The sequence below is a fragment of the Serratia sp. CY33525 genome, assembly GCF_052169115.1.
Classification (GTDB): Bacteria; Pseudomonadota; Gammaproteobacteria; order Enterobacterales; family Enterobacteriaceae; genus Serratia; species Serratia sarumanii.
In genome coordinates this window covers 18,105-41,708 of sequence record NZ_JBJNLK010000014.1, presented here as the reverse complement: position 1 = coordinate 41,708, position 23,604 = coordinate 18,105, and the positions used below count along the sequence as shown (strand labels likewise).

General features: G+C 62.2%; 15 protein-coding genes and 1 riboswitch. Of the genes, 8 read left to right on the top strand and 7 right to left on the bottom strand.

Going from position 1 to position 23,604, the window contains the following annotated elements; all coding sequences use genetic code 11:
* The first annotated feature begins 41 nt into the window (after nucleotides 1-41).
* Both malF and malG read left to right on the top strand, forming a co-directional pair.
* Nucleotides 42-1,619, top strand: coding sequence for a maltose ABC transporter permease MalF (gene malF / locus ACJ8IM_RS23515; RefSeq protein WP_033654722.1), 1,578 nt, complete (start codon nucleotides 42-44; stop codon nucleotides 1,617-1,619).
* Nucleotides 1,620-1,630: 11 nt separating this feature from the next.
* Nucleotides 1,631-2,521, top strand: coding sequence for a maltose ABC transporter permease MalG (gene malG / locus ACJ8IM_RS23510; RefSeq protein ID WP_004936696.1), 891 nt, complete (start codon nucleotides 1,631-1,633; stop codon nucleotides 2,519-2,521).
* A gap of 152 nt (nucleotides 2,522-2,673) precedes the next feature.
* Here the strand turns inward: malG and psiE are convergent, their stop codons facing one another.
* On the bottom strand, nucleotides 2,674-3,081 hold the full coding sequence (gene psiE, locus ACJ8IM_RS23505) for a phosphate-starvation-inducible protein PsiE (protein WP_033636217.1): 408 nt from the start codon (nucleotides 3,079-3,081) through the stop codon (nucleotides 2,674-2,676).
* 225 nt (nucleotides 3,082-3,306) lie between these two features.
* On the opposite strand from psiE, the gene ACJ8IM_RS23500 reads away from it, so the two are divergent.
* Nucleotides 3,307-4,740 (top strand): capsule assembly Wzi family protein, encoded by a 1,434-nt coding sequence (locus tag ACJ8IM_RS23500; RefSeq protein ID WP_033654723.1) that lies wholly within the window; start codon nucleotides 3,307-3,309, stop codon nucleotides 4,738-4,740.
* A gap of 61 nt (nucleotides 4,741-4,801) precedes the next feature.
* Here the strand turns inward: ACJ8IM_RS23500 and pgi are convergent, their stop codons facing one another.
* Entirely contained in the window at nucleotides 4,802-6,448 is a 1,647-nt protein-coding gene (pgi, locus tag ACJ8IM_RS23495) for a glucose-6-phosphate isomerase (protein WP_033636219.1), read from the bottom strand.
* A gap of 228 nt (nucleotides 6,449-6,676) precedes the next feature.
* Between pgi and ACJ8IM_RS23490 the strand changes: the two genes are divergently transcribed.
* The 5 genes from ACJ8IM_RS23490 to ACJ8IM_RS23470 all read left to right on the top strand — a co-directional run bounded on the left by ACJ8IM_RS23490 (nucleotide 6,677) and on the right by ACJ8IM_RS23470 (nucleotide 18,206).
* Nucleotides 6,677-8,485, top strand: a complete 1,809-nt coding sequence (locus tag ACJ8IM_RS23490) for a cation:proton antiporter (protein WP_033636220.1) — start codon at nucleotides 6,677-6,679, stop codon at nucleotides 8,483-8,485.
* Nucleotides 8,486-8,537: 52 nt separating this feature from the next.
* A riboswitch (Lysine riboswitch) is annotated at nucleotides 8,538-8,732 on the top strand.
* 109 nt (nucleotides 8,733-8,841) lie between these two features.
* The gene (lysC, locus tag ACJ8IM_RS23485) at nucleotides 8,842-10,209 is read left to right on the top strand and encodes a lysine-sensitive aspartokinase 3 (RefSeq protein WP_033649702.1); all 1,368 of its coding nucleotides are present in this window, start codon (nucleotides 8,842-8,844) and stop codon (nucleotides 10,207-10,209) included.
* Nucleotides 10,210-10,351: 142 nt separating this feature from the next.
* The gene (gene panS / locus ACJ8IM_RS23480) at nucleotides 10,352-11,269 is read left to right on the top strand and encodes a ketopantoate/pantoate/pantothenate transporter PanS (RefSeq protein WP_025304471.1); all 918 of its coding nucleotides are present in this window, start codon (nucleotides 10,352-10,354) and stop codon (nucleotides 11,267-11,269) included.
* A 385-nt stretch (nucleotides 11,270-11,654) separates the two neighbouring features.
* Nucleotides 11,655-13,334, top strand: coding sequence for a ShlB/FhaC/HecB family hemolysin secretion/activation protein (locus tag ACJ8IM_RS23475; protein ID WP_033654724.1), 1,680 nt, complete (start codon nucleotides 11,655-11,657; stop codon nucleotides 13,332-13,334).
* A gap of 45 nt (nucleotides 13,335-13,379) precedes the next feature.
* Entirely contained in the window at nucleotides 13,380-18,206 is a 4,827-nt protein-coding gene (locus tag ACJ8IM_RS23470; RefSeq protein ID WP_033654725.1) for a hemagglutinin repeat-containing protein, read from the top strand.
* 47 nt (nucleotides 18,207-18,253) lie between these two features.
* Here ACJ8IM_RS23470 and ACJ8IM_RS23465 read toward each other — a convergent pair whose 3' ends face one another.
* The 5 genes from ACJ8IM_RS23465 to ACJ8IM_RS23445 all read right to left on the bottom strand — a co-directional run bounded on the left by ACJ8IM_RS23465 (nucleotide 18,254) and on the right by ACJ8IM_RS23445 (nucleotide 23,595).
* Nucleotides 18,254-19,903, bottom strand: coding sequence for a Na/Pi cotransporter family protein (locus ACJ8IM_RS23465; protein WP_033636226.1), 1,650 nt, complete (start codon nucleotides 19,901-19,903; stop codon nucleotides 18,254-18,256).
* Nucleotides 19,904-20,143: 240 nt separating this feature from the next.
* Nucleotides 20,144-21,136: an ABC transporter ATP-binding protein gene (locus tag ACJ8IM_RS23460; RefSeq protein WP_033649699.1), complete on the bottom strand. Its 993-nt coding sequence runs from the start codon at nucleotides 21,134-21,136 to the stop codon at nucleotides 20,144-20,146.
* A gap of 4 nt (nucleotides 21,137-21,140) precedes the next feature.
* The gene (locus tag ACJ8IM_RS23455) at nucleotides 21,141-21,926 is read right to left on the bottom strand and encodes an ABC transporter permease (RefSeq protein WP_033636228.1); all 786 of its coding nucleotides are present in this window, start codon (nucleotides 21,924-21,926) and stop codon (nucleotides 21,141-21,143) included.
* A gap of 17 nt (nucleotides 21,927-21,943) precedes the next feature.
* Nucleotides 21,944-22,789: an ABC transporter permease gene (locus ACJ8IM_RS23450; RefSeq protein WP_033649696.1), complete on the bottom strand. Its 846-nt coding sequence runs from the start codon at nucleotides 22,787-22,789 to the stop codon at nucleotides 21,944-21,946.
* Nucleotides 22,786-23,595, bottom strand: a complete 810-nt coding sequence (locus ACJ8IM_RS23445; protein ID WP_101455694.1) for an alkaline phosphatase family protein — start codon at nucleotides 23,593-23,595, stop codon at nucleotides 22,786-22,788. The genes ACJ8IM_RS23450 and ACJ8IM_RS23445 overlap by 4 nt, the downstream gene beginning before the upstream one ends.
* Nucleotides 23,596-23,604 lie beyond the last annotated feature (9 nt).

Sequence of the window (23,604 nt, the reverse complement as noted above, 5' to 3'; positions counted from 1 at the left end):
GCCACGGTGCCCCGCCGTTGCTTCACAGAAAGGAACGCCCTATGCAATTCGCTCACGCCGGGACGCCTGCGCGTAAAAAATCGAAGTGGTGGCAAAGCGACGCGCTGAAATGGCTGGTAGTCAGCCTGTTCAGCCTGGTGACCTGCTACCTGATTGTGTTGATGTATGCACAGGGTGAATACCTGTTCGCTATCCTGACGCTGATCCTGGTCAGCGCCGGGCTTTACGTCTTCGCCAACCGCCGCGCCTACGCCTGGCGCTATGTGTATCCCGGCGTCGCCGGCATGGGGCTGTTCGTCCTGTTCCCGCTGATTTGCACCATCGCCATCGCCTTCACCAACTACAGCAGCACCAACCAGCTGACCTTCGAGCGCGCGCAATCGGTGCTGATGCAGCGCCAGTTCCAGAGCGGCAAAACCTTTACCTTCGGCCTCTACCCGGCGGAAAACCAGCAGTGGCGCCTGCAGCTGACGCCGCCGGACGGCGAAGCACCGCTGATCTCCGAGCCTTTCCGCCTCGACGCCGCCGCGCCGCAAACCCTGAAACTGACGGCGCAGAGCGCCGCGCCGCAGGGCGAGCGCGCCACGCTGCGGGTGATCACCCAGAACCGGCAGGCGCTGAGCCAGCTGGTGGCGCAGCTGCCCGACGGCGGTGAATTGCGCATGAGCTCCCTGCGCCAGTTCTCCGGCACCCGCCCGCTGTATGCGCTGGACCAAGACGGCAGCACGCTGACCAATAACCAGACCCAGGTGCGCTACCGGCCGAACGGCGACACCGGCTTCTATCAGGCGATCAACGCCGACGGCGGCTGGGCGCAGGAAACCCTGAGCCCGGGCTATACCGTCACCACCGGCTGGAAAAACTTCCTGCGGGTGCTACAAGACGAGGGCATCAAAAAGCCGTTCGTGTCGATCTTCATCTGGACCATCGTGTTCTCGGTGATGACGGTGATCCTCACCGTGGCGGTCGGCATGGTGTTGGCCTGCGTGGTGCAGTGGGAGGCGCTGAAAGGCAAGGCGATCTACCGTGTGCTGCTGATCCTGCCCTATGCGGTGCCGTCATTCATCTCGATCCTGATCTTCAAAGGTTTGTTCAACCAGAGCTTCGGCGAGATCAACATGATGCTCAGCCATCTGTTCGGCATCAAACCGGCCTGGTTCAGCGATCCGCTCACCGCCAAGAGCATGATCCTGATCGTCAACACCTGGCTCGGCTACCCGTACATGATGATCCTGTGCATGGGGCTGCTGAAGGCGATCCCGGACGATCTGTACGAGGCCTCGGCGATGGACGGCGCCAACCCGTGGCAAAACTTCTTCCGCATCACCTTACCGCTGCTGATCAAGCCGCTGACGCCGCTGATGATCGCCAGCTTCGCCTTCAACTTTAACAACTTCGTGCTGATCCAGCTGCTGACCAACGGCGGCCCGGACATGATCGGCACCACGACGCCGGCCGGCTATACCGATCTGCTGGTCAGCTACACCTACCGCATCGCCTTCGAAGGCGGCGGCGGGCAAGACTTCGGGCTGGCGGCCGCCATCGCCACGCTGATCTTCCTGTTGGTGGGCGCGCTGGCGATCCTGAATTTGAAAGCCAGCAAGATGAACTTCGATTAGGGAGAATGACGATGGCCATGGTTCAACCCAAATCCCAGCGCCTGCGCCTGTGGATCACCCATATTTTGATGCTGTGCTTTATCGCCCTGATCATGTTCCCGCTGCTGATGGTGGTCGCCATCTCGCTGCGCTCCGGCAACTTCGCCACCGGCAGCCTGATACCGGAAACCCTCTCCTGGGATCACTGGCGGCTGGCGCTCGGCTTTAGCGTCACCCACGCCGACGGCAGCGTGACGCCGCCGCCGTTCCCGGTGCTGCTGTGGCTGTGGAACTCCATCAAGATCGCGGCGATCACCGCCATCGGCATCGTGACGCTGTCTACCACCTGCGCCTACGCCTTTGCCCGCATGCGCTTTCGCGGCAAGAGCACGTTGCTGAAAAGCATGCTGATCTTCCAGATGTTCCCGGCGGTGCTGTCGCTGGTGGCGCTGTACGCCCTGTTTGATCGCCTGGGCCAGTACATTCCGTTTATCGGCCTGAATACCCACGGCGGCGTGATCTTCGCCTACATGGGCGGCATCGCGCTGCACGTCTGGACCATCAAGGGCTATTTCGAAACCATCGACAACTCGCTGGAAGAGGCGGCGGCGCTGGACGGCGCCACGCCGTGGCAGGCGTTCCGTCTGGTGTTGCTGCCGCTGTCGGTGCCGATTCTGGCGGTGGTGTTTATTCTGTCGTTTATCGCCGCCATCACCGAAGTGCCGGTGGCATCGCTGCTGCTGCGCGATGTGAACAGCTACACGCTGGCGGTGGGAATGCAGCAATATCTCAACCCGCAGAACTACCTGTGGGGCGACTTCGCCGCCGCCGCGGTGCTGTCGGCGATACCGATTACCGCCGTGTTCCTGCTGGCGCAGCGCTGGCTGGTGGGCGGCCTGACGGCCGGCGGCGTGAAGGGGTAATTTGTGCCACTGCAGTGCGTTTGATGTCTTTTCTTATCTTTTACCCTATGGATTTCAAGTTACAGCGAGTGCAGTCAACAACGCTGTAGCTTGAAAGACGTCGGGTAATGATATCCTGTGTCTTCGGCGGCCTTGGGCCGCCATTTTTATCGCTACTCTCGTTTCAGCCGGTCGGTATTAGCCAGATAAAGCGTCACCACCAGCACCAATATCGCCGCGGCGTAGATCAGGGTATCGATAGGATTTTTGTGATCCACGATAATCAAACGAATAATCGCGGTAATGCCAATGTAAATAAAATAGCGCAGCGGGAAATGATAACCCGACTCAAAATACTTGACGATCAAGGCGATAAATTCAAAGTACAGGAAATAAATCACAATGCCTTCAATCAACAGGTAAGAGGACGACTCTTCGCTGTTGATAAATAACACCTTCGCCAGATGGAGGGTTTCCTTGACCAGAAACACCACCAGAATGGCCGCCAGCAGCAGCAAGCCCACGTTCAGCACCCGCTGCAGCCCCTTCGCTATCATTATCGAACGCGACGTTTTTGCCATAAAACCTCTCTCTGAATACCGCGTATATGATTCAACCGTGCCAATATAGGCATTGTCCTAAAAATTCCGCCCCTCGCGAAAGCACTTTAAACCCCATTTAATTCATCACGTTATAATAAGATGTTTCTGACCTATAGATTTGTAGCAAATCGAAATGTCAACTATCATGGGACACAGAGATCTTTACATAAAACCAATAACCTCGAATTAACAAGGGAATTCTTTATGCGCGCTAAACTTAACGGACTGGTCGCTGCGGGCCTGTTTACCTGTGCATTGTCCGGCCACGCCGCCGGCCTGGTAGCCCCTGACAACGATCTGCGTAACGATCTCGCCTGGCTGTCTGACCGCGGCGTCATCAACGTCAGCCTGTCCACCTGGCCGCTGAGCCAGGAAGAGATCAGCTCCGTTATCGCGCAGGCCAAGCCGGTGACCAACACCGAGAAAAACGTTATCGACCGCGTACAACGCCGCGTCGATGCCCTGAAAGCCAACATTCGCGTCAGCGGTTACGCCTCGACCGATAAACCCGGCACCCCGCAGGGCTTCGGCCAAAACGAATACGCCGACGATCGCCTGACCATCGGCGCCGGCGCCAACGGCGAGTTCTGGGACGTGCGTCTGCAGGGCTCGGTGGAAGGCGATCAGCGCGTCAGCGACGGCTCCAAATTCAACATGAACGGCTCCTACGGCGCGGTGAAAATCTGGAACCAATGGCTCTCCTTCGGCGAGGTTTCCCAGTGGTGGGGCCCTGGCTACGACGGCAGCCTGATCCGTTCCGACGCCGCGCGCCCGGTGGCTGGCTTTATGCTGCAGCGCGCCGACCAATCGCCGTTTGAAACCCCGTGGCTGTCGTGGATCGGCCGCTGGCAATACCAGTTGTCCGCCGGCCAGCTGTCGCAGTACGCTACCGTGCCGGACACCAAGCTGATCGGTGGCCGCCTGACCATGATGCCGACCGACTTCCTGGAGTTGGGCGCTTCACGCGTCATGATGTGGGGTGGTGATGGCCGTCCGCACTCCTGGAGTTCCTTCTGGGATGGCGTCACCGGCAACGACAATACCGGCGATCCGAAAAACGATCCGGGCAACCAGTTGGGCGGTTTTGACTTCAAACTCAAGCTGCAGCCGCTCATCGGCATGCCGGTCAGCCTGTATGGCCAGATCACCGGTGAAGATGAAGCAGGCATGTTGCCTTCGCATAACGCCTACATGCTGGGGCTTGAAGGCCATCCGGAATGGGGCCCGACCACGATCAACTGGCATATCGAAGGTACTGATACCCGCTCTAACGGCAACGCCAACAACGTGATGTACAATCATTACATCTATCGGGGCGGTTACTACCAGCAAGGTTACCCGCTGGGCCATGCGATGGGCGGCGACGGTCAGATGCTGTCCGGCCGCGTGGAAATGGTGCTGGACGACGGCCAGCGTTGGAGCACCCGCCTGGTGTACGCCAAGGTGAATCCGAACAACCAAACCATCAACCGGGCGTTCCCGCGTTCCGATACGCTGAAAGGCATTCAGCTCGGCTGGGGTTACAGCTTCGATTCTCAGGTTAAATTCGATACCAGCCTGTGGTACACCAACAGCGATCACAGCACCGCCGACGACGTGGGCGCCGGCGTCAGCTTCGAAGTGCCGATCAACCTGTAATTTTTTGCAGACGTAAAAAAACCCGCCGCGGCGGGTTTTTTATTGGCTTCAGCTCAGGCGCTTAGCGCCATTCCTTGAAGCGGTTGATCAGCGCATTGGTCGAGCTGTCGTGGCTGCTGATTTTCTCGCTGCCCGCCAGCTCCGGCAGGATGCGGTTAGCCAGCTGTTTGCCCAGCTCCACGCCCCACTGATCGAAGGTGAAGATGTTCAGGATCGCGCCCTGGGTGAAGATCTTGTGCTCGTACAGCGCGATCAGGCTGCCCAGGCTGAACGGGGTGATTTCGCGCAGCAGGATCGAGTTGGTCGGGCGGTTGCCTTCAAACACTTTGAACGGCGCCACGTGCTTGACCTGCTCAGGGGTTTTACCCTGCGCCGCGAACTCGGCCTCCACCACGTCCAGCGACTTGCCGAACGCCAGCGCTTCGGTCTGAGCGAAGAAGTTGGACAGCAGTTTGGCGTGATGATCGCCCAGCGGATTATGGCTGATGGCCGGCGCGATGAAGTCGCAAGGCACCAGCTTGGTGCCCTGATGGATCAGCTGGTAGAACGCATGCTGGCCGTTGGTGCCCGGCTCGCCCCAGATGATAGGGCCGGTCTGATAATCCACCGGATTGCCGTTGCGATCGACGTACTTGCCGTTGGATTCCATGTTGCCCTGCTGGAAGTAAGCGGCAAAACGGTGCATGTACTGATCGTACGGCAGAATGGCTTCGGTTTCGGCGCCGAAGAAGTTGTTGTACCAGATACCGATCAGCGCCAGCAGCACCGGCAGGTTCTTCTCCGCCGGCGTTTCAGCGAAGTGCTTGTCCATGGCGTGCGCGCCGCTCAGCAGCTGCTCGAAGTTGTCATAACCGATGGACAGCGCGATCGACAGGCCGATCGCCGACCACAGGGAGTAACGGCCCCCTACCCAGTCCCAGAACTCGAACATGTTGTCGGTATCGATGCCGAACTCGGCCACCGCTTTGCCGTTGGTGGACAGCGCGGCGAAGTGCTTGGCCACGTGTTGTTGATCGGCGGCGCTGCTCAGGAACCAGTCGCGCGCGCTGTGGGCGTTGGTCATGGTTTCCTGAGTGGTGAAGGTTTTGGAGGCCACCAGGAACAGCGTGGTTTCCGGGTTCAGCGGCTGCAGCGTTTCGGCGATATGGGTGCCGTCGACGTTGGAGACGAAGTGCATGTTCAGGTGGTTTTTATACGGGCGCAGCGCTTCGGTCACCATGTAAGGGCCGAGATCCGAACCGCCGATGCCGATGTTCACCACGTCGGTGATCGGTTTGCCGGTGTAGCCTTTCCACTCGCCGCCGATGACGCGCGCGCAGAACTGTTTGATCTTGGCCAGCACCGCGTTCACTTCCGGCATCACGTCTTTGCCGTCGACCAGGATCGGGCTGTTGCTGCGGTTGCGCAGGGCAATGTGCAGCACCGCGCGATCTTCGGTGCGGTTGATTTTCTCACCGGCGAACATCGATTTGATGGCGCCTTGCAGATCGGTTTCTTTCGCCAGCGCCTGCAGCTTCTCCAGGGTTTCCTGCGTGATACGGTTCTTGGAATAGTCCACCAACATTTGGTCGTTGAAGGTCGCGGAGAACCTGGAGAAACGATCGCTGTCCTGGGCGAACAAGTCGGCGATCCGTACGTCTTTCATCTGTGCATAATGTTGCTGCAGGGCTTGCCAAGCAGCGGTTTGACTAGGATTGATATTTTTCATAGCAACACTCTTAGGCTTGAGAATAAAAATGACGCGTTGTCCGATTGTAGCCTGTTCGACTGTGATTATGATCTCTTTTCTTGCGATAGGCGCTAACTGTCAACGCAGTGCCGCCTCGTTTCAGCTTTCACTCTATACTTTTGGCTAACGGCCTGTTATCGGGGTTGCCGAATTGTCATCAGGCTGTGTCATCGTTGCTTATTTCGTCATTTGAAAGGGATCTCGCTTATGGAATTATCTGCCCCGCTCATGTTGGTGCTTATCGGCCTAGCGTCGCTGCTGGCGCAGTGGCTGGCCTGGCTGCTGCGCCTGCCGGCCATTTTGCCGCTGTTGCTGTTCGGCATCGTGCTCGGCCCGACGGTGCATCTGGTGCAGCCGGATCTGCTGTTCGGCGATCTGCTGTTTCCGCTGGTGTCGCTGTCAGTGGCGATCATCCTGTTCGAAGGGGCGCTGACGCTGCGTTTCGAGGAGATACGCGGCCTCGGCGGCGTGGTGCGCAATCTGGTCACCGTCGGCATGCTGGTCACCTTTCTGGTCATCAGCCTCGCCAGCTGGTGGCTGCTGGATTTCCCGCCGGAGCTGGCGGCGCTGATCGGCGCGGTGACGGTGGTGACCGGGCCGACAGTGATCGCCCCGCTGATGCGCGTGGTGCGGCCGAACGCCAACATTAACCAGGTGCTGCGCTGGGAAGGGATCGTCATCGATCCGGTCGGCGCCATCTTCACCCTGCTGGTGTTCGAATTCATCGTGCTGAAACAGAATGCGGAGTCCTATACCCATCTGTTTTGGACGCTGGGCATGACCGCAGCCGTCGGCCTGATCGCCGGCGCACTGTTCGGCTACCTGCTCGGCCTGGCGCTGCGCCGCGTCTGGCTGCCGCGCTACCTGCAGAACCTGGCGGTGCTGGCGATCATGCTGACCGCCTTCGGCGTTTCCAACGCCATCGCCGACGAATCCGGCCTGCTGACCGTCACGGTGATGGGCATCTGGCTGGCCAACATGCGCGACGTGGACACCAGCGATATTCTGGCGTTCAAAGAGGAGCTGTCGGCGATCCTGATCTCGGCGCTGTTCATCATTCTGGCGGCGCGGCTCGATATCCAGGCGCTGTGGAACATGGGCTGGCCGCTGCTCCTGCTGCTGCTGGTGGTGCAGTTCATCGCCCGGCCGCTGTGCATCGCGGTGTCGACCTGGCGCTCTTCCCTGCACTGGCGCGATCGGCTGCTGCTGTGCTGGATCGCCCCGCGCGGCATCGTCGCCGCGGCGGTCAGCTCGCTGTTCGCGCTGACGCTGCAGCGCAGCGGCTACCAGGGCGCCGACCGGCTGGTGACCGTGGTGTTCGCCATCATCATCGGCACCGTGGTGCTGCAAAGCCTGACCAGCGGGATGATGGCGCGCTGGCTGCGGGTGCAGCAGCAAAAGCCGCGCGGCGTGCTGATCGTCGGCGCCAACAGCGTGGCGCGCATGCTGGCGCAGGCGCTGATCAAGCTGAACGTGCCGGTAATCGTCACCGACAGCAGCTGGGAATACTACCGCCAGGCGCGCATGGAAGGCATCCCGGCCTACTATGGCCACGCCTACTCCGAACACGCCGAGAACTATCTCGATCTGAGCAATATCGCCCAGGTGCTGGCGCTGTCGCCCAACCGCCACCAGAACGCGCTGGCGGTCTACCACTTCGGTCATCTCTTCGGCGAGGATCACGTGTTTGCCATCCGTTCGGGTGCGCCGCTGAAAGGGCGCGGCGCCAGCGCGGAAAGCTCGCGTTTCCGCCGGCATGAAATTTTATTTAATCAGGAAGCCACCTACGGCCGCCTGAGCAGCCTGCTCGCCAGGGGAGCCACCATCAAAGCGACCAAATTGAACGAAAATTTCGGTTGGCTGGAGTATTTGGAGAAACATCAGGGCGTTATTCCGTTATTCAGCCAAAAGGAAGACGGTTCTCTGCAACCGATTGGCGCCGGTTCCACGCCCGCGATGCCCTGTACGCTTATCGCGCTGGTGCAAGATGAAAATCCCTCACCGTCTGTACGTTGACAGAATGGCGATAACCGGCTATTCCTAACAGCCTACTTGCGCACCCGGTGCGCAAGCCAGAAGAGGCGCGTCGCCCAGGTAGAGTGTCAGAGGAGCCGTTTCTCCGTTGACGGCACCCGAGGGGGAGCGACGCCGAGGTAGGGTAATGGCCGGCCATTATCCTATCGACTACAGGGGCTGAATCCCCTGGGTTGTCACCAGGGGATCGCCCGCAGGGCGATCGACAAGGTGGGGCGCTTCTGGGTGTATCGTAGCCTGACCTCTACGCCTGCCCCCTGTTTACCGCTCTCCCCCTTGTGCCAAGGCTATGGAATTACAGTGCCCCCAAACGGGCATCCCTGACACGAGGTTTCTAGATGAACCAAGCAGCACCCCAGAATTCCACCGTGGTAGCCAAATTCGGCGGCACCAGCGTCGCCGACTTTGAAGCCATGAACCGCAGCGCCGACGTCGTGCTGGCCAACCCGCAGGTCCGCCTGGTGGTGTTGTCCGCCTCGGCGGGCGTCACCAACCTGTTGGTCGCCCTGGCCGAGGGTTGCGAGGCCGACAAGCGCAACTACCGGCTTGATGAGATCCGCCGCATCCAGTACGCCATCCTCGATCGCCTCACGGCGCCGGCGGTGATCCGCGAAGAGATCGACCGCCTGCTGGAAAACATCGCCATGCTGTCGGAAGCCGCGTCGCTGGCCACCTCGACGGCGTTGACCGACGAACTGGTCAGCCATGGGGAGCTGATGTCCACCCTGCTGTTCGTTGAAATCCTGCGCGCCCGCAACGTGCAGGCCGAATGGTTCGACGTGCGCAAAGTGATGCGCACCGACGATCACTTCGGCCGCGCCGTGCCTGACAGCGCCGCGCTCAGCGAACTGGCCCGGGCGCAGTTGCAGCCGCGCCTGCAGGAAGCGCTGGTGGTCACCCAGGGCTTTATCGGCAGCGAGCCGAAAGGCCGCACCACCACGCTCGGCCGCGGCGGCAGCGACTATACCGCCGCGCTGCTCGGCGAGGCGCTCGGCGTTGGCCGGGTGGATATCTGGACCGACGTGCCGGGCATCTACACCACCGATCCGCGCGTGGTGCCGGCGGCCAAGCGCATCGACAAAATCGGTTTCGAAGAGGCGGCGGAAATGGCCACCTTCGGCGCCAAGGTGCTGCATCCGGCCACCCTGTTGCCGGCGGTGCGCAGCGACATTCCGGTGTTCGTCGGCTCCAGCAAGGATCCGGCGGCCGGCGGCACGCTGGTGTGCAACACCACCGAGAATCCGCCGCTGTTCCGCGCGCTGGCGCTGCGCCGCAAGCAAACGCTGCTGACGCTGCACAGCCTGAACATGCTGCACGCGCGCGGCTTCCTGGCGGAGGTGTTCAACATTCTGGCGCGCCACAACGTCTCCGTCGATCTGATCACCACCTCGGAGGTCAGCATTGCGCTGACCATGGACACCACCGGCGCCACCTCCGTTGGCGGCAGCCTGCTGACCACCTCGCTGCTGACCGAGCTGTCGTCGCTGTGCCGGGTGGAAGTGGAAGAAAACCTGGCGCTGGTGGCGATCATCGGCAACCAGCTATCGCGCGCCTGCGGCGTAGGCAAAGAGGTGTTCGGCGTGCTCGATCCGTTCAATATCCGCCTGATCTGCTACGGCGCCAGCAGCTATAACCTGTGCTTCCTGGTGCCGGGCGAAGAAGCCGAACAGGTGGTGCGCACCCTGCATCACAACCTGTTCGAATAAGTCATTATCCCCGATTGCGGGCGCAGCACGCTGCGCCCCTGCGTCTAAAAAATCCGTTCAAAACCGGCAGGGGTTCAGCATGTTGAACCCGCAAAAAACACGACCACACCCACCGTTCTCAATCTGGCTAAGGAAAACCTGCATGTTGGCATTACTCACGCGTTTATTCCCCCTGTGGGCGATACTGCTGTCCGTCGCCGCCTATTACACGCCGACCACCTTTACCGGCATCGGCCCCTACGTCAGCCCGCTGCTGATGCTGATCATGTTCGCCATGGGCGTCACGCTGCGGCTGGACGACTTCAAACGCGTGCTGGCGCGCCCCGGCCCGGTGGCGGCCGGCATCTTCCTGCACTATCTGATCATGCCGCTGGCGGCCTGGATCCTGGCGATGCTGTTCCGCATGCCGCCGGATCTGTCCGCCGGCATGGTGCTGGTGGGCAGCGTGGCCAGCGGCACCGCCTCCAACGTGATGATCTACCTGGCCAAGGGCGACGTGGCGCTGTCGGTGACCATCTCGGCGGTCTCGACGCTGGTGGGCGTGTTCGCCACGCCGCTGCTGACCCGTTTGTACGTCGACGCCGAAATCAGCGTCGATATCATGGGCATGCTGCTGAGCATTCTGCAGATCGTGGTGATCCCGATCGGCCTGGGCCTGATCGTCCACCATACCCTGACCAAAACGGTGAAACGCATCGAGCCGCTGCTGCCGGCGCTGTCGATGGTGTGCATCCTGGCGATCATCAGCGCGGTGGTGGCGGGCAGCCAAAGCCATATCGCCTCGGTCGGTCTGGTGGTGATCGTCGCGGTGATCCTGCACAACGGCATCGGTCTGTTGAGCGGCTATTGGGGCGGCAAGCTGTTCGGCTTCGACGAATCCACCTGCCGCACGCTGGCGATCGAAGTCGGCATGCAGAACTCCGGGCTAGCGGCCACGCTGGGCAAAATCTACTTCTCGCCGCTGGCCGCGCTGCCGGGTGCGCTGTTCTCGGTCTGGCACAACCTTTCCGGTTCGCTGCTGGCGGGCTATTGGTCCGGCCGCCCCATCAAGAAAAAATAAACCGCCTGTAGGGACGCAAACAATTGCGTCCCTTTTCTTTCCTGAGAAATTTCGTATTTCCCACTGGTCGGATTGTCATAATTCCCCTCATCCCCTATCATCCGTGAAAAATAAAAATTCAGATTCTTCCTAGCCATGCCGATAATGTTGGCAAGAGGAAGAGACGTTCTACTTTTTTTAATTAATTAAGTCGCCAGGGTTGCCCGCCACAAAAGAAGCAGCCTAATTATTATTTAGATATATACCCACCGTCTTATTTGCCGCGGCAAATCAAGATACCTCGCAATGTGCATGTCGCTCATTATTTCGGGCCGGCCGTCGGCCGCCCGTGGTTAACCTCATGGATTGGGCTGGCTGCCCCGGCGGCCTCTCATAATGGATTACAATGATAAAAAAAATCACCGCTTTGACGCTGTTGGTCAGCACGGCCCTTTCCGCCGAAACCCTGCCGGACGCCCACATGATGCGGGATATGTCGATGGGGGAGTCGCGCCGCGCGCTGCAAGACAGCACGCGTGAAGTCAACCAGTTGATTGAGCAACGCCGCTACCAGCAGCTGAAGCAGCAACGCTTGCTGGCGGAGCCGGAACCGGCCGCGCCCGCCCTGCCGCAGTCCGCGCAGTGCCTGCCGATCGCCGGCGTTTATCTGCAGGGCGTCACCCTGCTCTCGCCGGCCGATTTATCCGCCCTGAGCGCGCTGCCGGAAAACTGCATCAGCAGCAACGATATCAATCGCCTGACCCGTGAATTAACACGCCTTTATGTGCAAAAAGGCTATATCACCGCGCGCGTGCAAATTGTTCGCCCTAATTCACAGGGAGAATTGGGATTAAGCGTCACCGAAGGATTTATCGAGAAAATAGAAGGCGGCGATCGCTGGGTCAACAGCCGTTTATTATTTCCAGGGCTGGAAGGCAAGCCGTTGAAATTAACCGAGCTCGACCAGGGATTGGATCAGGCCAACCGTTTGCAATCGAATACCACCAAGCTGGATATATTGCCCGGCCGCCAGGTTGGCGGTTCGGTCATTCGTTTGCGCAATCAGCATGCCAAGCCCTGGCTGATGACCGTCGGCACGGATAATTACGGCCAAAAAAGCACCGGTCAGTGGCTGGCGCGCGCCACCGCCACGCTGGACAGCCCGTTCGGCCTGTCGGACTTCGTCAGCCTGAACGCCAACAGCACGCTGGAAAACCCGGCTCATCGCTATAACCGCGCCTATACCCTGCTCTATTCGCTGCCGTACGGCGCGTTCACCTTCAGCGGGTTCGCCAGCTTCTCCTCCTATGAGAACCACCAGCAGCTGCCGCACAACCTGGTCAAACTGCACGGCCAGACCCAGCAGTATGGTCTGCGCAGCGACTACGTGTTTTACCGCGATCGCGATCAGATAGACAGCCTGAGCGGCCAGTTGACCTACAAGCGCATCGACAACTACTTCGAAAGCGTGCGCCTCGAGGTCAGCAGCCCCACCCTGACCCTGGCCGAACTGAGCGCCAGCCACCTGCAAATTCTGCCCAACGGGGTGTTCAGCGCCAACCTCAGCGTCGAACAGGGCCTGCCGTGGCTGGGGGCCGGTCGCCACCCAAGCTCGGTGCATCTCGACAGCCAGTTCACCAAAGGCAAGCTGTTCGCCAACCTCAGCCAGCGCCTTCACCTGGGTGACGCCACCTATCAGCTCAACAACCTGTTCTACGGCCAGTACAGCCGCGACCCGCTGCCCGGCGTGGAGTGGCTGAGCCTTACCGATCGCAGCGCCGTGCGCGGCTTCAGCCGCAGCACCCAGTCAGGCGACAACGGCTGGTATCTGCAGAACACGCTGTCGCGCAGCTTCAATCTGGGTGCCACCACGCTGACGCCGCGCCTCGGCGCCGACGTCGGCCGTATTTTGCCGCGCCAGGACAGCTCGGGGTGGCGCAGCAGCGCCGGCCTGAGCAGCGGCGCCACGTTGCGCTATCGGCAGGCGCTGGTCGATCTCGAGGTCAGCCGCGGCTGGATCTTGTCGAATCACGCCACGCCGGAAGATCCCGTTCAGGTACTGGCGCGCTTTTCTTACACCTTTTAATCAGCAGTTTTGCAGGACCCCACGGCAATATACGGAGAAACATGGATGAAAAATAATAACTTCAGGCTTTCAGCAGCGGGCAAACTGGCCGCCGCGCTGGCGATTATTCTCGCCGCTTCCGCCGGCGCCTACGCCGCGGAGATCGTGGCGGCCAACGGCGCCAACGGCCCCGGCGTTTCCACCGCCGCGACCGGCGCGCAGGTGGTCGACATCGTCGCGCCGAACGGCAACGGGCTGTCGCACAACCAATACCAGGACTTTAACGTCAACCAGCCCGGCGCCGTGCTGAACAACTCTCGCGAAGCGGGGCTGTCGCAGCTGGCCGGCCAACTGGGCGCCAACCCCAATCTGGGCGGGCGCGAAGCCAGCGTGATCCTCAATGAAGTGATCGGCCGCAACCCGTCGCTGCTGCATGGCCAGCAAGAGATCTTCGGCATGGCGGCCGACTACGTGCTGGCCAACCCGAACGGCATCAGCTGCCAGGGCTGCGGGTTCATCAACACCAGCCGCTCCTCGCTGGTGGTCGGCAACCCGCTGGTGGAGAACGGCCTGCTGCAGGGCTACAGCACCCTGGACAACCGCAATACCCTGAGCCTCAACGGCGTCCTGAACGCCGGCGGCGTGCTGGATCTGATCGCGCCGAAGATAGACAGCCGCGGCGACGTGATCGTGCAAGACTTCACCCATCGCAACGGCAGCGTGACGCCGGCGGCGATCAACGCCATCAGCGGCCATAACCGGGTGGCGCGCGACGGCAAGGTGCTGGCCAGCGTACAGCCGACCACGGCGCTGGACAGCTACTACCTCGGCAGCATGCAGGCCGGGCGCATCAACATCATCAACACCGCGCAGGGCAGCGGCGTGAAGCTGGCCGGCACGCTGGCCGCCGGCGACGAGCTCAAGGTGAAAGCCTACGATATTCGCAGCGAAAGCCGCGTTGACGACGCCAGCAGCAACCGCAACGGCGGCGACAACTACCAGAACTACCGCGGCGGCATCTACGTCAACGATCGCAGCAGCAGTCAGAAGCTGACCCGCACCGAGCTGAAAGGCAAGAACATCAGCCTGGTGGCGGATAACCACGCGCACCTCACCGCCACCGATATTCGCGGCGAAGACATCACCCTCCAGGGCGGCAAGCTGACGCTCGACGGCCAGCAGTTGAAACAGACTCAGGGTCACACCGACGACCGCTGGTTCTATTCCTGGCAATACGACGTCACCCGCGAGCATGAGCAACAACAACAGGCGGGCAGCACCGTTGCCGCCGGCGGCAACGCCACACTCGTCAGTACCCGGGAAGACGTGAACCTGTTGGGCGCCAACGTCAGCGCCGATCGGGCGCTGAGCGTCAAAGCGGCGCGCGACGTGCACCTCGCCGGGCTGGTGGAGAAGGATAAGTCCACCGAGCGCGGCTATCAGCGCAACCACACCTCCAGCCTGCGCACCGGCAGTTGGAGCAGCAGCGACGAAAGCGAGAGCCTGAAGGCCAGCGAACTGCGTAGCCAGGGCGAACTGACCTTGAAAGCCGGTCGCAATGTCACTACCCAGGGCGCCAAGGTCCACGCCCAGCGCGATCTGACGATCGACGCAGACAACCAGATCCAGGTCGGGGTGCAGAAAACCGCCAACGCCAAAGCGGTACGCGATGACAAAACCTCCTGGGGCGGCATCGGCGGCGGCGACAACAAAAACAACAGCAACCGCCGCGAGATCAGCCACGCCTCCGAGCTGACCAGCGACGGCACCCTGCGCCTGAACGGCCAGCAGGGCGTCACCATCACCGGCAGCAAGGCGCGCGGCAAGGAAGGCGGCCTGGTCACCGCCACCCAGGGCGGCCTGCGCATCGACAACGCGCTGAGCACCACCGTAGACAAAATCGATGCGCGCACCGGCACCGCCTTCAACATCACCAGCAGTTCGCACAAGGCCGACAACCGCTACCAGAGCAGCACCGCCAGCGAGCTGAAGTCTGACACCAACCTGAAGCTGGTCAGCCGTAAGGATACCGATGTGATCGGCAGCCAGGTCGCCAGCGGCGGCGAGCTGAGCGTGACGTCGCAGACCGGCAACATCAACGTCAAGGCCGCCGAACAGCAGCAAAAAATCGATGAGCAGAAGACCGCGCTTACCGTCAACGGCTACGCCAAAGAAGCCGGCGACAAGCAATACCGCGCCGGTTTGCGCATCGAACACACCCGCGACAGCGAGAAAACCACCCGCACCGAAAACCGCGCCTCGACCCTCAGCGGCGGCAGCGTGAAGCTCGAGGCGGAGAAGGACGTGACCTTCAGCGGCTCCAAACTGGTCGCCGACAAAGGCGACGCCAGCGTCAGCGGCAACAAGGTTTCGTTCCTGGCGGCCGACGATAAAACCACCTCGAACACCGAGCAGACCAAGATCGGCGGTGGTTTCTATTACACCGGCGGCATCGACAAGCTCGGCAGCGGCGTGGAAGCCGGCTACGAGAACAGCAAAACGCAGGCGCAGAGCAGCAAGGCGGTCACCTCCGGCAGCGACGTCAAAGGCAACCTGACTGTCAACGCCCGTGACAAGCTGACCCAGCAAGGCGCGCAGCACAGCGTCGGCGGTGCCTATCAAGAAAACGCCGCGGGCGTCGATCATTTGGCCGCCGCCGACACCGCCAGCAGCACCACCACCAAAACCGACGTTGGTGTGAACATCGGCGCCAACGTCGATTACAGCGCCGTGACCCGCCCGGTCGAGCGCGCGGTCGGCAAGGCGGCCAAGCTGGACGCCACCGGCGTCATCAACGACATCGGCGGCATCGGCGCGCCTAACGTCGGCCTGGATATCGGCGCGCAGGGCGGCAGCAGCGAAAAACGCAGCAGCAGCTCGCAGGCGGTGGTCAGCTCGGTGAAAGCCGGCAGCATCGACATCAACGCCAAAGGCGAAGTGCGCGATCAGGGCACGCAGTATCAGGCGAGCAAAGGCGCGGTCACGCTGACGGCGGACAGCCACCGCAGCGAAGCCGCGACGAACCGCCAGGAAGAGCAGAACCGCGATACCCGCGGCAGCGCCGGCGTGCGCGTCTACACCTCCACCGGCAGCGATCTGACCGTAGACGCCAAGGGCGAAGGCGGCACCCAGCGCAGCAGCAGCAACGCCAGCCAGGCGGTGACCGGCACGATCGACGCGGCCAACGGCATCAACGTCAACGTGAAACAAGATGCGGTCTATCAGGGCACCGCGCTGAACGGCGGCAGCGGTAAAACCGCCGTCAACGCCGGCGGCGATATCCGCTTCGATCAGGCCAGCGATAAGCAGAGCGAAAACCACAGCGGTTTCAACGTCAAAGCCTCCGCCAAGGGCGGTTTCACCGCCGACAGCAAAAACTTCGGCGCCGGCTTCGGCGGCGGCACCAACAACGGCGAAAGCAACAGCAGCACCGCGCAGGTCGGCAACGTCAGCGGCCAACAGGGCGTGGAGCTGAAGGCGGGCCGCGATCTGACGCTGCAGGGCACCAACGTCAAGAGCCAGGGCGACGTCACCCTGAGCGCGGGCAACAAGGTTGCGCTGCAGGCGGCGGAATCGACCCAAACGCGTAAGGAGAACCAGCTGTCCGGCAATCTCGATCTGGGCGCCGGCAGCAGCGACAGCAAGGAAAAAACCGGCGGCAGCCTCTCCGCCGGCGGCGCCTTCGACATCGCCAAGGTGAATGAGTCCGCGACCGAACGCCAGGGCGCCACTCTCGCCTCAGACGGCAAGGTCACCCTTTCCGCCAACGGCAAAGGCGATGACGCGCTGCATCTGCAGGGCGCCAGGGTCAGCGGCGGCAGCGCCGCGCTCGAGGCGAAAAACGGCGGCATCCTGCTGGAGTCCGCCAAGAACGAGCAGCACAAGGACAACTGGAGCCTGGGCATCAAAGCCAACGCCAAAGGCGGCCAAACGTTCAACAAGGACGCCAACGGCAAGGTCGATCCGAACACCGGCAAAGACACCCATACGCTGGGCGCCGGTCTGAAGGTCGGCGTGGAACAGCAGGATAAAACCACCCACGCCAACACCGGCATCACCGCGGGCGACGTGGCGCTCAACAGCGGCAAGGACACCCGCCTCGCCGGGGCGCGCGTCGATGCCGACAGCGTACAGGGCAAGGTGGGCGGCGATCTGCGCGTTGAAAGCCGCAAGGACGTCGAGAAAGGCGTGAAGGTGGAGGTGGATGCCGGGCTGAGCCACAGCAACGATCCGGGCAGCAGCATCACCTCCAAGCTGTCGAAGGTGGGCACGCCGCGCTACGCCGGGAAAGTGAAAGAGAAACTGGACGCCGGGGTGAATAAAGTGGCCGACGCCACCACCGACAAGTACAACAGCGTGGCGCGTCGCCTCGATCCGCAGCAGGACACCACCGGCGCGGTCAGCTTCAGCAAGGCCGACGGCAAAGTGACGCTGCCGGCAACGCCGGCCGGCGAGAAACCGCAGGGCCCGCTGTGGGATCGCGGTGCACGCACCGTCGGCGGCGCGGTGAAAGACAGCATCACCGGGCCGGCGGGTCGCCAGGGGCAGCTCAAGGTCAATGCCGACGTGGTGAACAACAACGCGGTCGGCGAGCAGTCGGCGATTACCGGTAAGCACGGCGTGGCGCTGCAGGTCGGCGGCCAAACCCAACTGACCGGCGGCGAGATCCGCAGCCAGCAGGGCAAGGTGGAACTGGGCGGCAGCAAGGTCAGCCAGCAGGACGTCAGCGGCCAACGCTATCAGGGCGGCGGCCGCGTCGATGCGGCGGCCACGGTAGGCGGGCTGTTAGGCGGCGCGGCGAAGCAAAGCGTCGACGGCAACGTGCCGTTCGTCAGCGGCCATGCTTCGACTCAGCAGGCGGACGCCAAAGCCGGCGTGTTCAGCGGCAAATAACGCACCTCTCCTGCACAACGCCCCCGATGAAAACCGGGGGCGTTTTTTTACAGCGTGCTCGGGGTGTCTTCCCAGTCGCGATCGTCATCCTTGGCATCCTGGTCCAACACGTTGTAAGCCACGGCGCAGAACAGCGAGTTCAGGCGCTTCATGTCCCCCAACAATCCCAAATGCAACGAACTGGTCTCGATGCTCTGCACGTTTTGCTGATGCAAGCGATCGACGTGCGCGTGCGCGTAGCGGCGATCCAGAATGCGGAAGCGATGCTTGGAACGGCGCAGGCGCTTGGCGCTGGTGACGTCGCCGGACAGGAACACCGACAGCCCCAGGCGCAGGTTGCCGATCAGCCGCTCGTGCAGCCCATCCAGTTCCGCCAATCCTTCCGCCGAGAAGGCGCGGCGCGCGGCGTGCGACTTGGCGCCCACGTCGCCGGCCATGCGCTCGATGATGTCGCCCGCCTGTTCCAGGTTAAGCGCCATTTCGATGATCTCCGCCCAGCGGCGCGAGTCTTCCTCGCCCAGATCTTCCTTCTGGATCTGCGCCAGATACAGCTTGATGGCGGTGTACAGCACGTCGACGTCATCGTCGAGGCGCCGCACTTCTTTATCCACGCCTTGCTTGCCGTGCAGCACTTCGCGCTGCAGGATCATCATGTGTTCCACCACGTCGCCCATGCGCAACGTTTCGCGCGCCGCATTGGCCAACGCCAGCGTCGGCGTGTCCAGCGCGCTGGCGTCCAGATGGCGCGGACGCATGCGCGGATCGTCGGCCGCCACGTCGACGATCAGCCGCTCGCACAGCGTCGCCATCGGCCCGGCCAGCGGGATCATCACCAGACAACGGATCAGGTTGTAGAACACGTGGAAGTAGATCACCAGCTCTTCGCTGCCGCCCGGCAGCTGAGCCATCACATCCGCCAGATAGGAAACGAACGGCAGCACCAGCACACAGCCCACCAGCTTGAACAGCAGGCTGCCGAGCGCCACGCGCCGCCCGGCGGCGTTCTGGCCGCTGGCGTTGATCATCGCCAACAGGCCGCTGCCGAGGTTGGCGCCGATCACCAGGCAAAGCGCCACCTTCAGCGAAATCACGCCGGATGCGGTCAGGGTGGCGGTCAGCAGCACCGCCGCCAGGCTGGAATAGCTGACGATGGCGAACAGCGCGCCGGTCAGGGCGTCCAGCATCACGTCGCCGGTCAGCGACGAGAACAGCACTTTCACCCCGGCCGCCTGGGTGATCGGCGTGGCGGCGGCCACGATCAGCTCCAGCGCCAGCACGATCAGCCCAAGGCCGATCAGGACGCGCCCGATCTGGCCGATCCGCATCTGCTTGCGGCTGAGGAACAGGAAGACGCCGATCAGGATCAGCAGCGGCGACAGCCAGGAAAGATCGAAGGTCAGCACGCGCGCCATCAGCGCGGTGCCGACGTCGGCGCCGAGCATGATCACCAGCGCAGGCGCCAGCCCCACCAGCCCCTGCGCAACGAAAGAGGTCACCAGCAGCGCCGTGGCGTTGCTGCTCTGTACCAGCGCGGTCACGCCGATGCCGGAAACGAACGCCAGCGGCTTTTTCTCAACGCTGTCGCTCAACACGCGCCGCAGATTGGCGCCGTAAACCCGCATGATCCCGGTGCGCACGATGTGGGTGCCCCACACCAACAGCGCCACGGAGGAAAGCAGGTGAAGAAGGGTCAGCACGGAAGATACGCTCCATTAACGCCCGGCCAAAGGAGGCTGGTACCCGATGCCTGTCAGGCGGTGCGGAAAGACGGAACGGTTCTGTTCGCCTTAGCCGCAGCCGGTAGGCCAAAAGATGACGGGTACAGCGCGCGGTCCCGCCTGCCGGGCGTAGGTCTGGCAGGACAGCGGGCGGGCGGCAGACCGCAGAAGAGAAGGGTTAATGCGGCGGCGGAAAGGCCCCGGCGCCGCGCTGCGAAGTCATGCAACTTCCCGCAATACAACAGGTTCCAAGTGTAGCCCAATTTGCTCGCCGTCGGGCCGCAGGTCGGCCACCGACCGGTTGAGCACGTCAACCAGCAATTCTACACCGCGAACCTGAATCCGATAGCGTACCACATTCCCGAGCAAACTGTGGCCCAGGATCACCCCGCCGATCCCCTGCCCGGCCGGCAACAGGCCGATCGATTCGGGCCGGATCGCCACCTTGCCGACATAGCTGCGCCCGGTCAGCTGGGCGGCCTGTTCGGCGGTCAGCAGATTATAGTTGCCGATAAACCCGGCGGCGAAGGCGTCCGCCGGCTGGGTATACAGGGTTTCCGCATCGCCGCTCTGCACGATCTGCCCCTTGTTCATCAGCACGATGCGATCCGACAAGGTCAGCGCCTCTTCCTGATCGTGGGTGACGAAGATCGCCGTCAGGTTCAGCTCGCGTTGAATGCGCCGGATCTGCTCGCGCAGGTGTTTGCGGATGCGCGCGTCCAGCGCCGACAGCGGTTCGTCGAGCAGCAGCAGCCGCGGGCGAGTGACCAGCGATCGCGCCAGCGCCACGCGCTGACACTGGCCGCCCGACAGCTGATGCGGATAGCGCTTCGCCAGATCGCTCAGCTCCACCAGCGCCAGCACCTCCTGCACCCGCTGGCCGATCTGCCCGGCGGCCAGCTTCTGCATTTTCAGCCCGAAGGCCACGTTGCCTTCCACCGTCATATTGGGAAACAGCGCATAGCTTTGGAACACCATGCCGATGCCGCGCTTTTGCGGCGCCAGCGGCACCAGATCCTGACCCTGCAACAAGATTTGCCCGCTGTCGACCGGGGTCAGGCCGGCCAGACAGCGCAGCAGCGTCGATTTGCCGCAGCCGCTCGGCCCCAGCAGGGTGACGAACTCCCCCTCTTCGGCGGTGAAATCGATATCCTGAAACACTTGGGTCTGGCCATAGTGTTTGTTCAGGCGGGTGACGTTGAGATAAGCCATCGGGTTAACCCTTGTTTTTATTCAGCAGGTTCGCCAGCCAGGTGACGAGCAGCACCACGGCGAAATAGGAGATGACCAGCGCGCTGGTGAAGTGCCCGCTGCCGTTGCGCATGTTGTACAGGTAGACCTGCAGCGTTTCATACTGGCTGCCCACCAGTAGGTTGGCGAACACGAACTCGCCGATCAGGAACGAGAACGACAGCAGCACGGCGATCGTTCCGCCCTTGCGCAGGTTCGGCAGCACCACCCACAGCGCCGCCTGCCAGGTGCTGGCGCCGAGCAGGTGCGCGGCGTCCATCAGATCGCGCAGGTTGATCGCCTGCATGTTGTTGCTGATGGCGCGGTAGATAAACGGCAGCGCGATGGTGAAATAGCAGCCCACCAAAATCCAGGGTGTGCCGAGCAGCGGCAGCGGATCGGCGGCGAACAGCTGCATCAGCCCCACCGCCGACACCACCGGCGGCACGGCGAACGGCAGCAGAATCAGCACGTTCATCACCGCGTCCAGTTTGGGGAAGTAGTAAGCGATCACAAACATCGCCGGCAGGATCACCACTACCGACAGCAGCAGCGTGCCGAAGCAGATCAACAGCGAGTGCCACAGCGCCTGCAAAAAGCGCGGGTCGCTCCACAGCGCCGTCAGCCACTTCAGGGTAAAACCGTCCGGTAAAATGGTGGCGCCCCACTGGGTGGCCAGCGCGTAAATCAGCGTCGCCGCCAGCGGCAGCAGCAGGATCAACAGCAGCAGGCCGGTCACCGTGCGATGGTACAGGCGTTCAGCACGCGACATGAGCATTCTCCATCCGATTATGAGCGCGCATTGAGGTAGCTCCTGCGCAGCATCCATTGGTGGATCACCGTGATAAACGCCATCATCACCACCAGCAGCATCGCCAGCGCGCTGGCCAGGTTCGGATCGAGGGAGATGTCCCCTGCCACCAATGCCGAGATGCGGATCGGGATCACGTTGAAGTTGCCGGTGGTCAGCGCGTACACCGTGGCGTAGGCGCCCAGCGCGTTGGCCAACAGAATGACGAAGGTGCCCATCAGCGCCGGCGCCAGCACCGGCAGGCCGATATGCCGCCAGTAGCGCCAGGGGCCGGCGCCGAGCAGCGCCGCCGACTCGCGCCAGTCGGCGCGCAGCGCGTCGAACGCCGGATACAGCAACAGCACCCCCAGCGGGATCTGGAAATAGGTATACAGCACGATCAGGCCGCTCTTCGAATAGAGATTGAAACTCTCCATCAAACCGTATTTGCGCAGCAACAGCGTCAGGCAACCGTTCAGCCCCAGCAGAATGACGAAGGCGAACGCCAGCGGCACCCCGGCGAAGTTGCTGGTCATGTTGGTGAACGACATCACGAAGTCATGAAATCGGGTCTGGCCGAGCTGGCGCAGCGAGTAACTGCCCACTAACGCAATCAGCAAGCCGTAGACGCTCGACCACAGCGAGATCTCCAGCGAGAACTGAAAGGCCTGCAGGTAGAACGGCGAGGTGAGGATATCGACATAGTTGCCCCATCCCCAGCCGCCGGTCTCGCTGAAAAAGCTGTGAACGGCGATCCACACCAGCGGGGCGATCTGAAACGCGCCGAACAGCACGATAAACGGCAACAGGCACAGCGCGGCGATCCATTTGGTTTTGCCGTTCATCGCGCATCCTGCGCCAGCAGCGCCCGGCAGCGCGGCTTGTCGTGCGGCGCCTGCAGCAGATCGCAGATCGTGCCGCACAGCTCGGTTTGCTGCGGATTGGCATCGTCCTGGCTGAAGCCCGAGCCGAACACGAACAGCGGCACCTGGCGCTCTTCCGGCAACACGCCGCCGTGGCTGCGATCGTCGTTCATGCCGTGGTCGGCAGTGACCAGCACCTGATAACCGGCCGCCAGCCACTCGGGCAGATAGCGCGACAGCGAGCCGTCGGCGCGCCGCGCCGCGTTGCGGTACTGCGGCGAAGAGAGGCCGAAGCGGTGCCCGGCGTCGTCGATGTTCATCGGGTGGATCAGCAGGAAATCCGGCTGATGCCGCAGGCGCAGGCTTTCGGCGTCGTCGAACAGATGGCTGTCGGGATAGCCGTCGTCGTAATAGAAATGCCCGTGCTGGATCGGCAGCTCGGGGGCGTCGGTATGGCGGTCGCGCGCGGCGTCGAATGGCGTGCGGTTATACAATTCGCTGAACCAATGATACGCGGCGGCGGCGGTGGTCAACCCGGCGGCGCGCGCGTAATGAAACACGCTTTGTTGATGAGAAAGGCGCGAGACGTGGTTGTGCACCACGCCGCTCTCCACCGGCGTGACGCCGGTGAGGATGCATTCATACAGCGGCCGGGAGAGCGAGGGCAGCTCGCTCTCCAACAGGTACAACCGTCCGCGTCCCGCCGCGCATTCGGCCTGCAGATAGCCCATGGCGTCGTGCGCCACCCGGTAGTTGAGGCCGTCCAGCAGCACGAGGATCGTTTTCATGGTGCGTTA

What these genes read in the sequence shown, in the direction of transcription:
- malF (WP_033654722.1), top strand. Translation starts at nt 42, where the DNA reads ATGCAATTCGCTCACGCCGGGACGCCTGCGCGTAAAAAATCGAAGTGG.
- malG (WP_004936696.1), top strand. Translation starts at nt 1,631, where the DNA reads ATGGCCATGGTTCAACCCAAATCCCAGCGCCTGCGCCTGTGGATCACC.
- psiE (WP_033636217.1), bottom strand. Translation starts at nt 3,081, where the DNA reads ATGGCAAAAACGTCGCGTTCGATAATGATAGCGAAGGGGCTGCAGCGG.
- ACJ8IM_RS23500 (WP_033654723.1), top strand. Translation starts at nt 3,307, where the DNA reads ATGCGCGCTAAACTTAACGGACTGGTCGCTGCGGGCCTGTTTACCTGT.
- pgi (WP_033636219.1), bottom strand. Translation starts at nt 6,448, where the DNA reads ATGAAAAATATCAATCCTAGTCAAACCGCTGCTTGGCAAGCCCTGCAG.
- ACJ8IM_RS23490 (WP_033636220.1), top strand. Translation starts at nt 6,677, where the DNA reads ATGGAATTATCTGCCCCGCTCATGTTGGTGCTTATCGGCCTAGCGTCG.
- lysC (WP_033649702.1), top strand. Translation starts at nt 8,842, where the DNA reads ATGAACCAAGCAGCACCCCAGAATTCCACCGTGGTAGCCAAATTCGGC.
- panS (WP_025304471.1), top strand. Translation starts at nt 10,352, where the DNA reads ATGTTGGCATTACTCACGCGTTTATTCCCCCTGTGGGCGATACTGCTG.
- ACJ8IM_RS23475 (WP_033654724.1), top strand. Translation starts at nt 11,655, where the DNA reads ATGATAAAAAAAATCACCGCTTTGACGCTGTTGGTCAGCACGGCCCTT.
- ACJ8IM_RS23470 (WP_033654725.1), top strand. Translation starts at nt 13,380, where the DNA reads ATGAAAAATAATAACTTCAGGCTTTCAGCAGCGGGCAAACTGGCCGCC.
- ACJ8IM_RS23460 (WP_033649699.1), bottom strand. Translation starts at nt 21,136, where the DNA reads ATGGCTTATCTCAACGTCACCCGCCTGAACAAACACTATGGCCAGACC.
- ACJ8IM_RS23455 (WP_033636228.1), bottom strand. Translation starts at nt 21,926, where the DNA reads ATGTCGCGTGCTGAACGCCTGTACCATCGCACGGTGACCGGCCTGCTG.
- ACJ8IM_RS23450 (WP_033649696.1), bottom strand. Translation starts at nt 22,789, where the DNA reads ATGAACGGCAAAACCAAATGGATCGCCGCGCTGTGCCTGTTGCCGTTT.
- ACJ8IM_RS23445 (WP_101455694.1), bottom strand. Translation starts at nt 23,595, where the DNA reads ATGAAAACGATCCTCGTGCTGCTGGACGGCCTCAACTACCGGGTGGCG.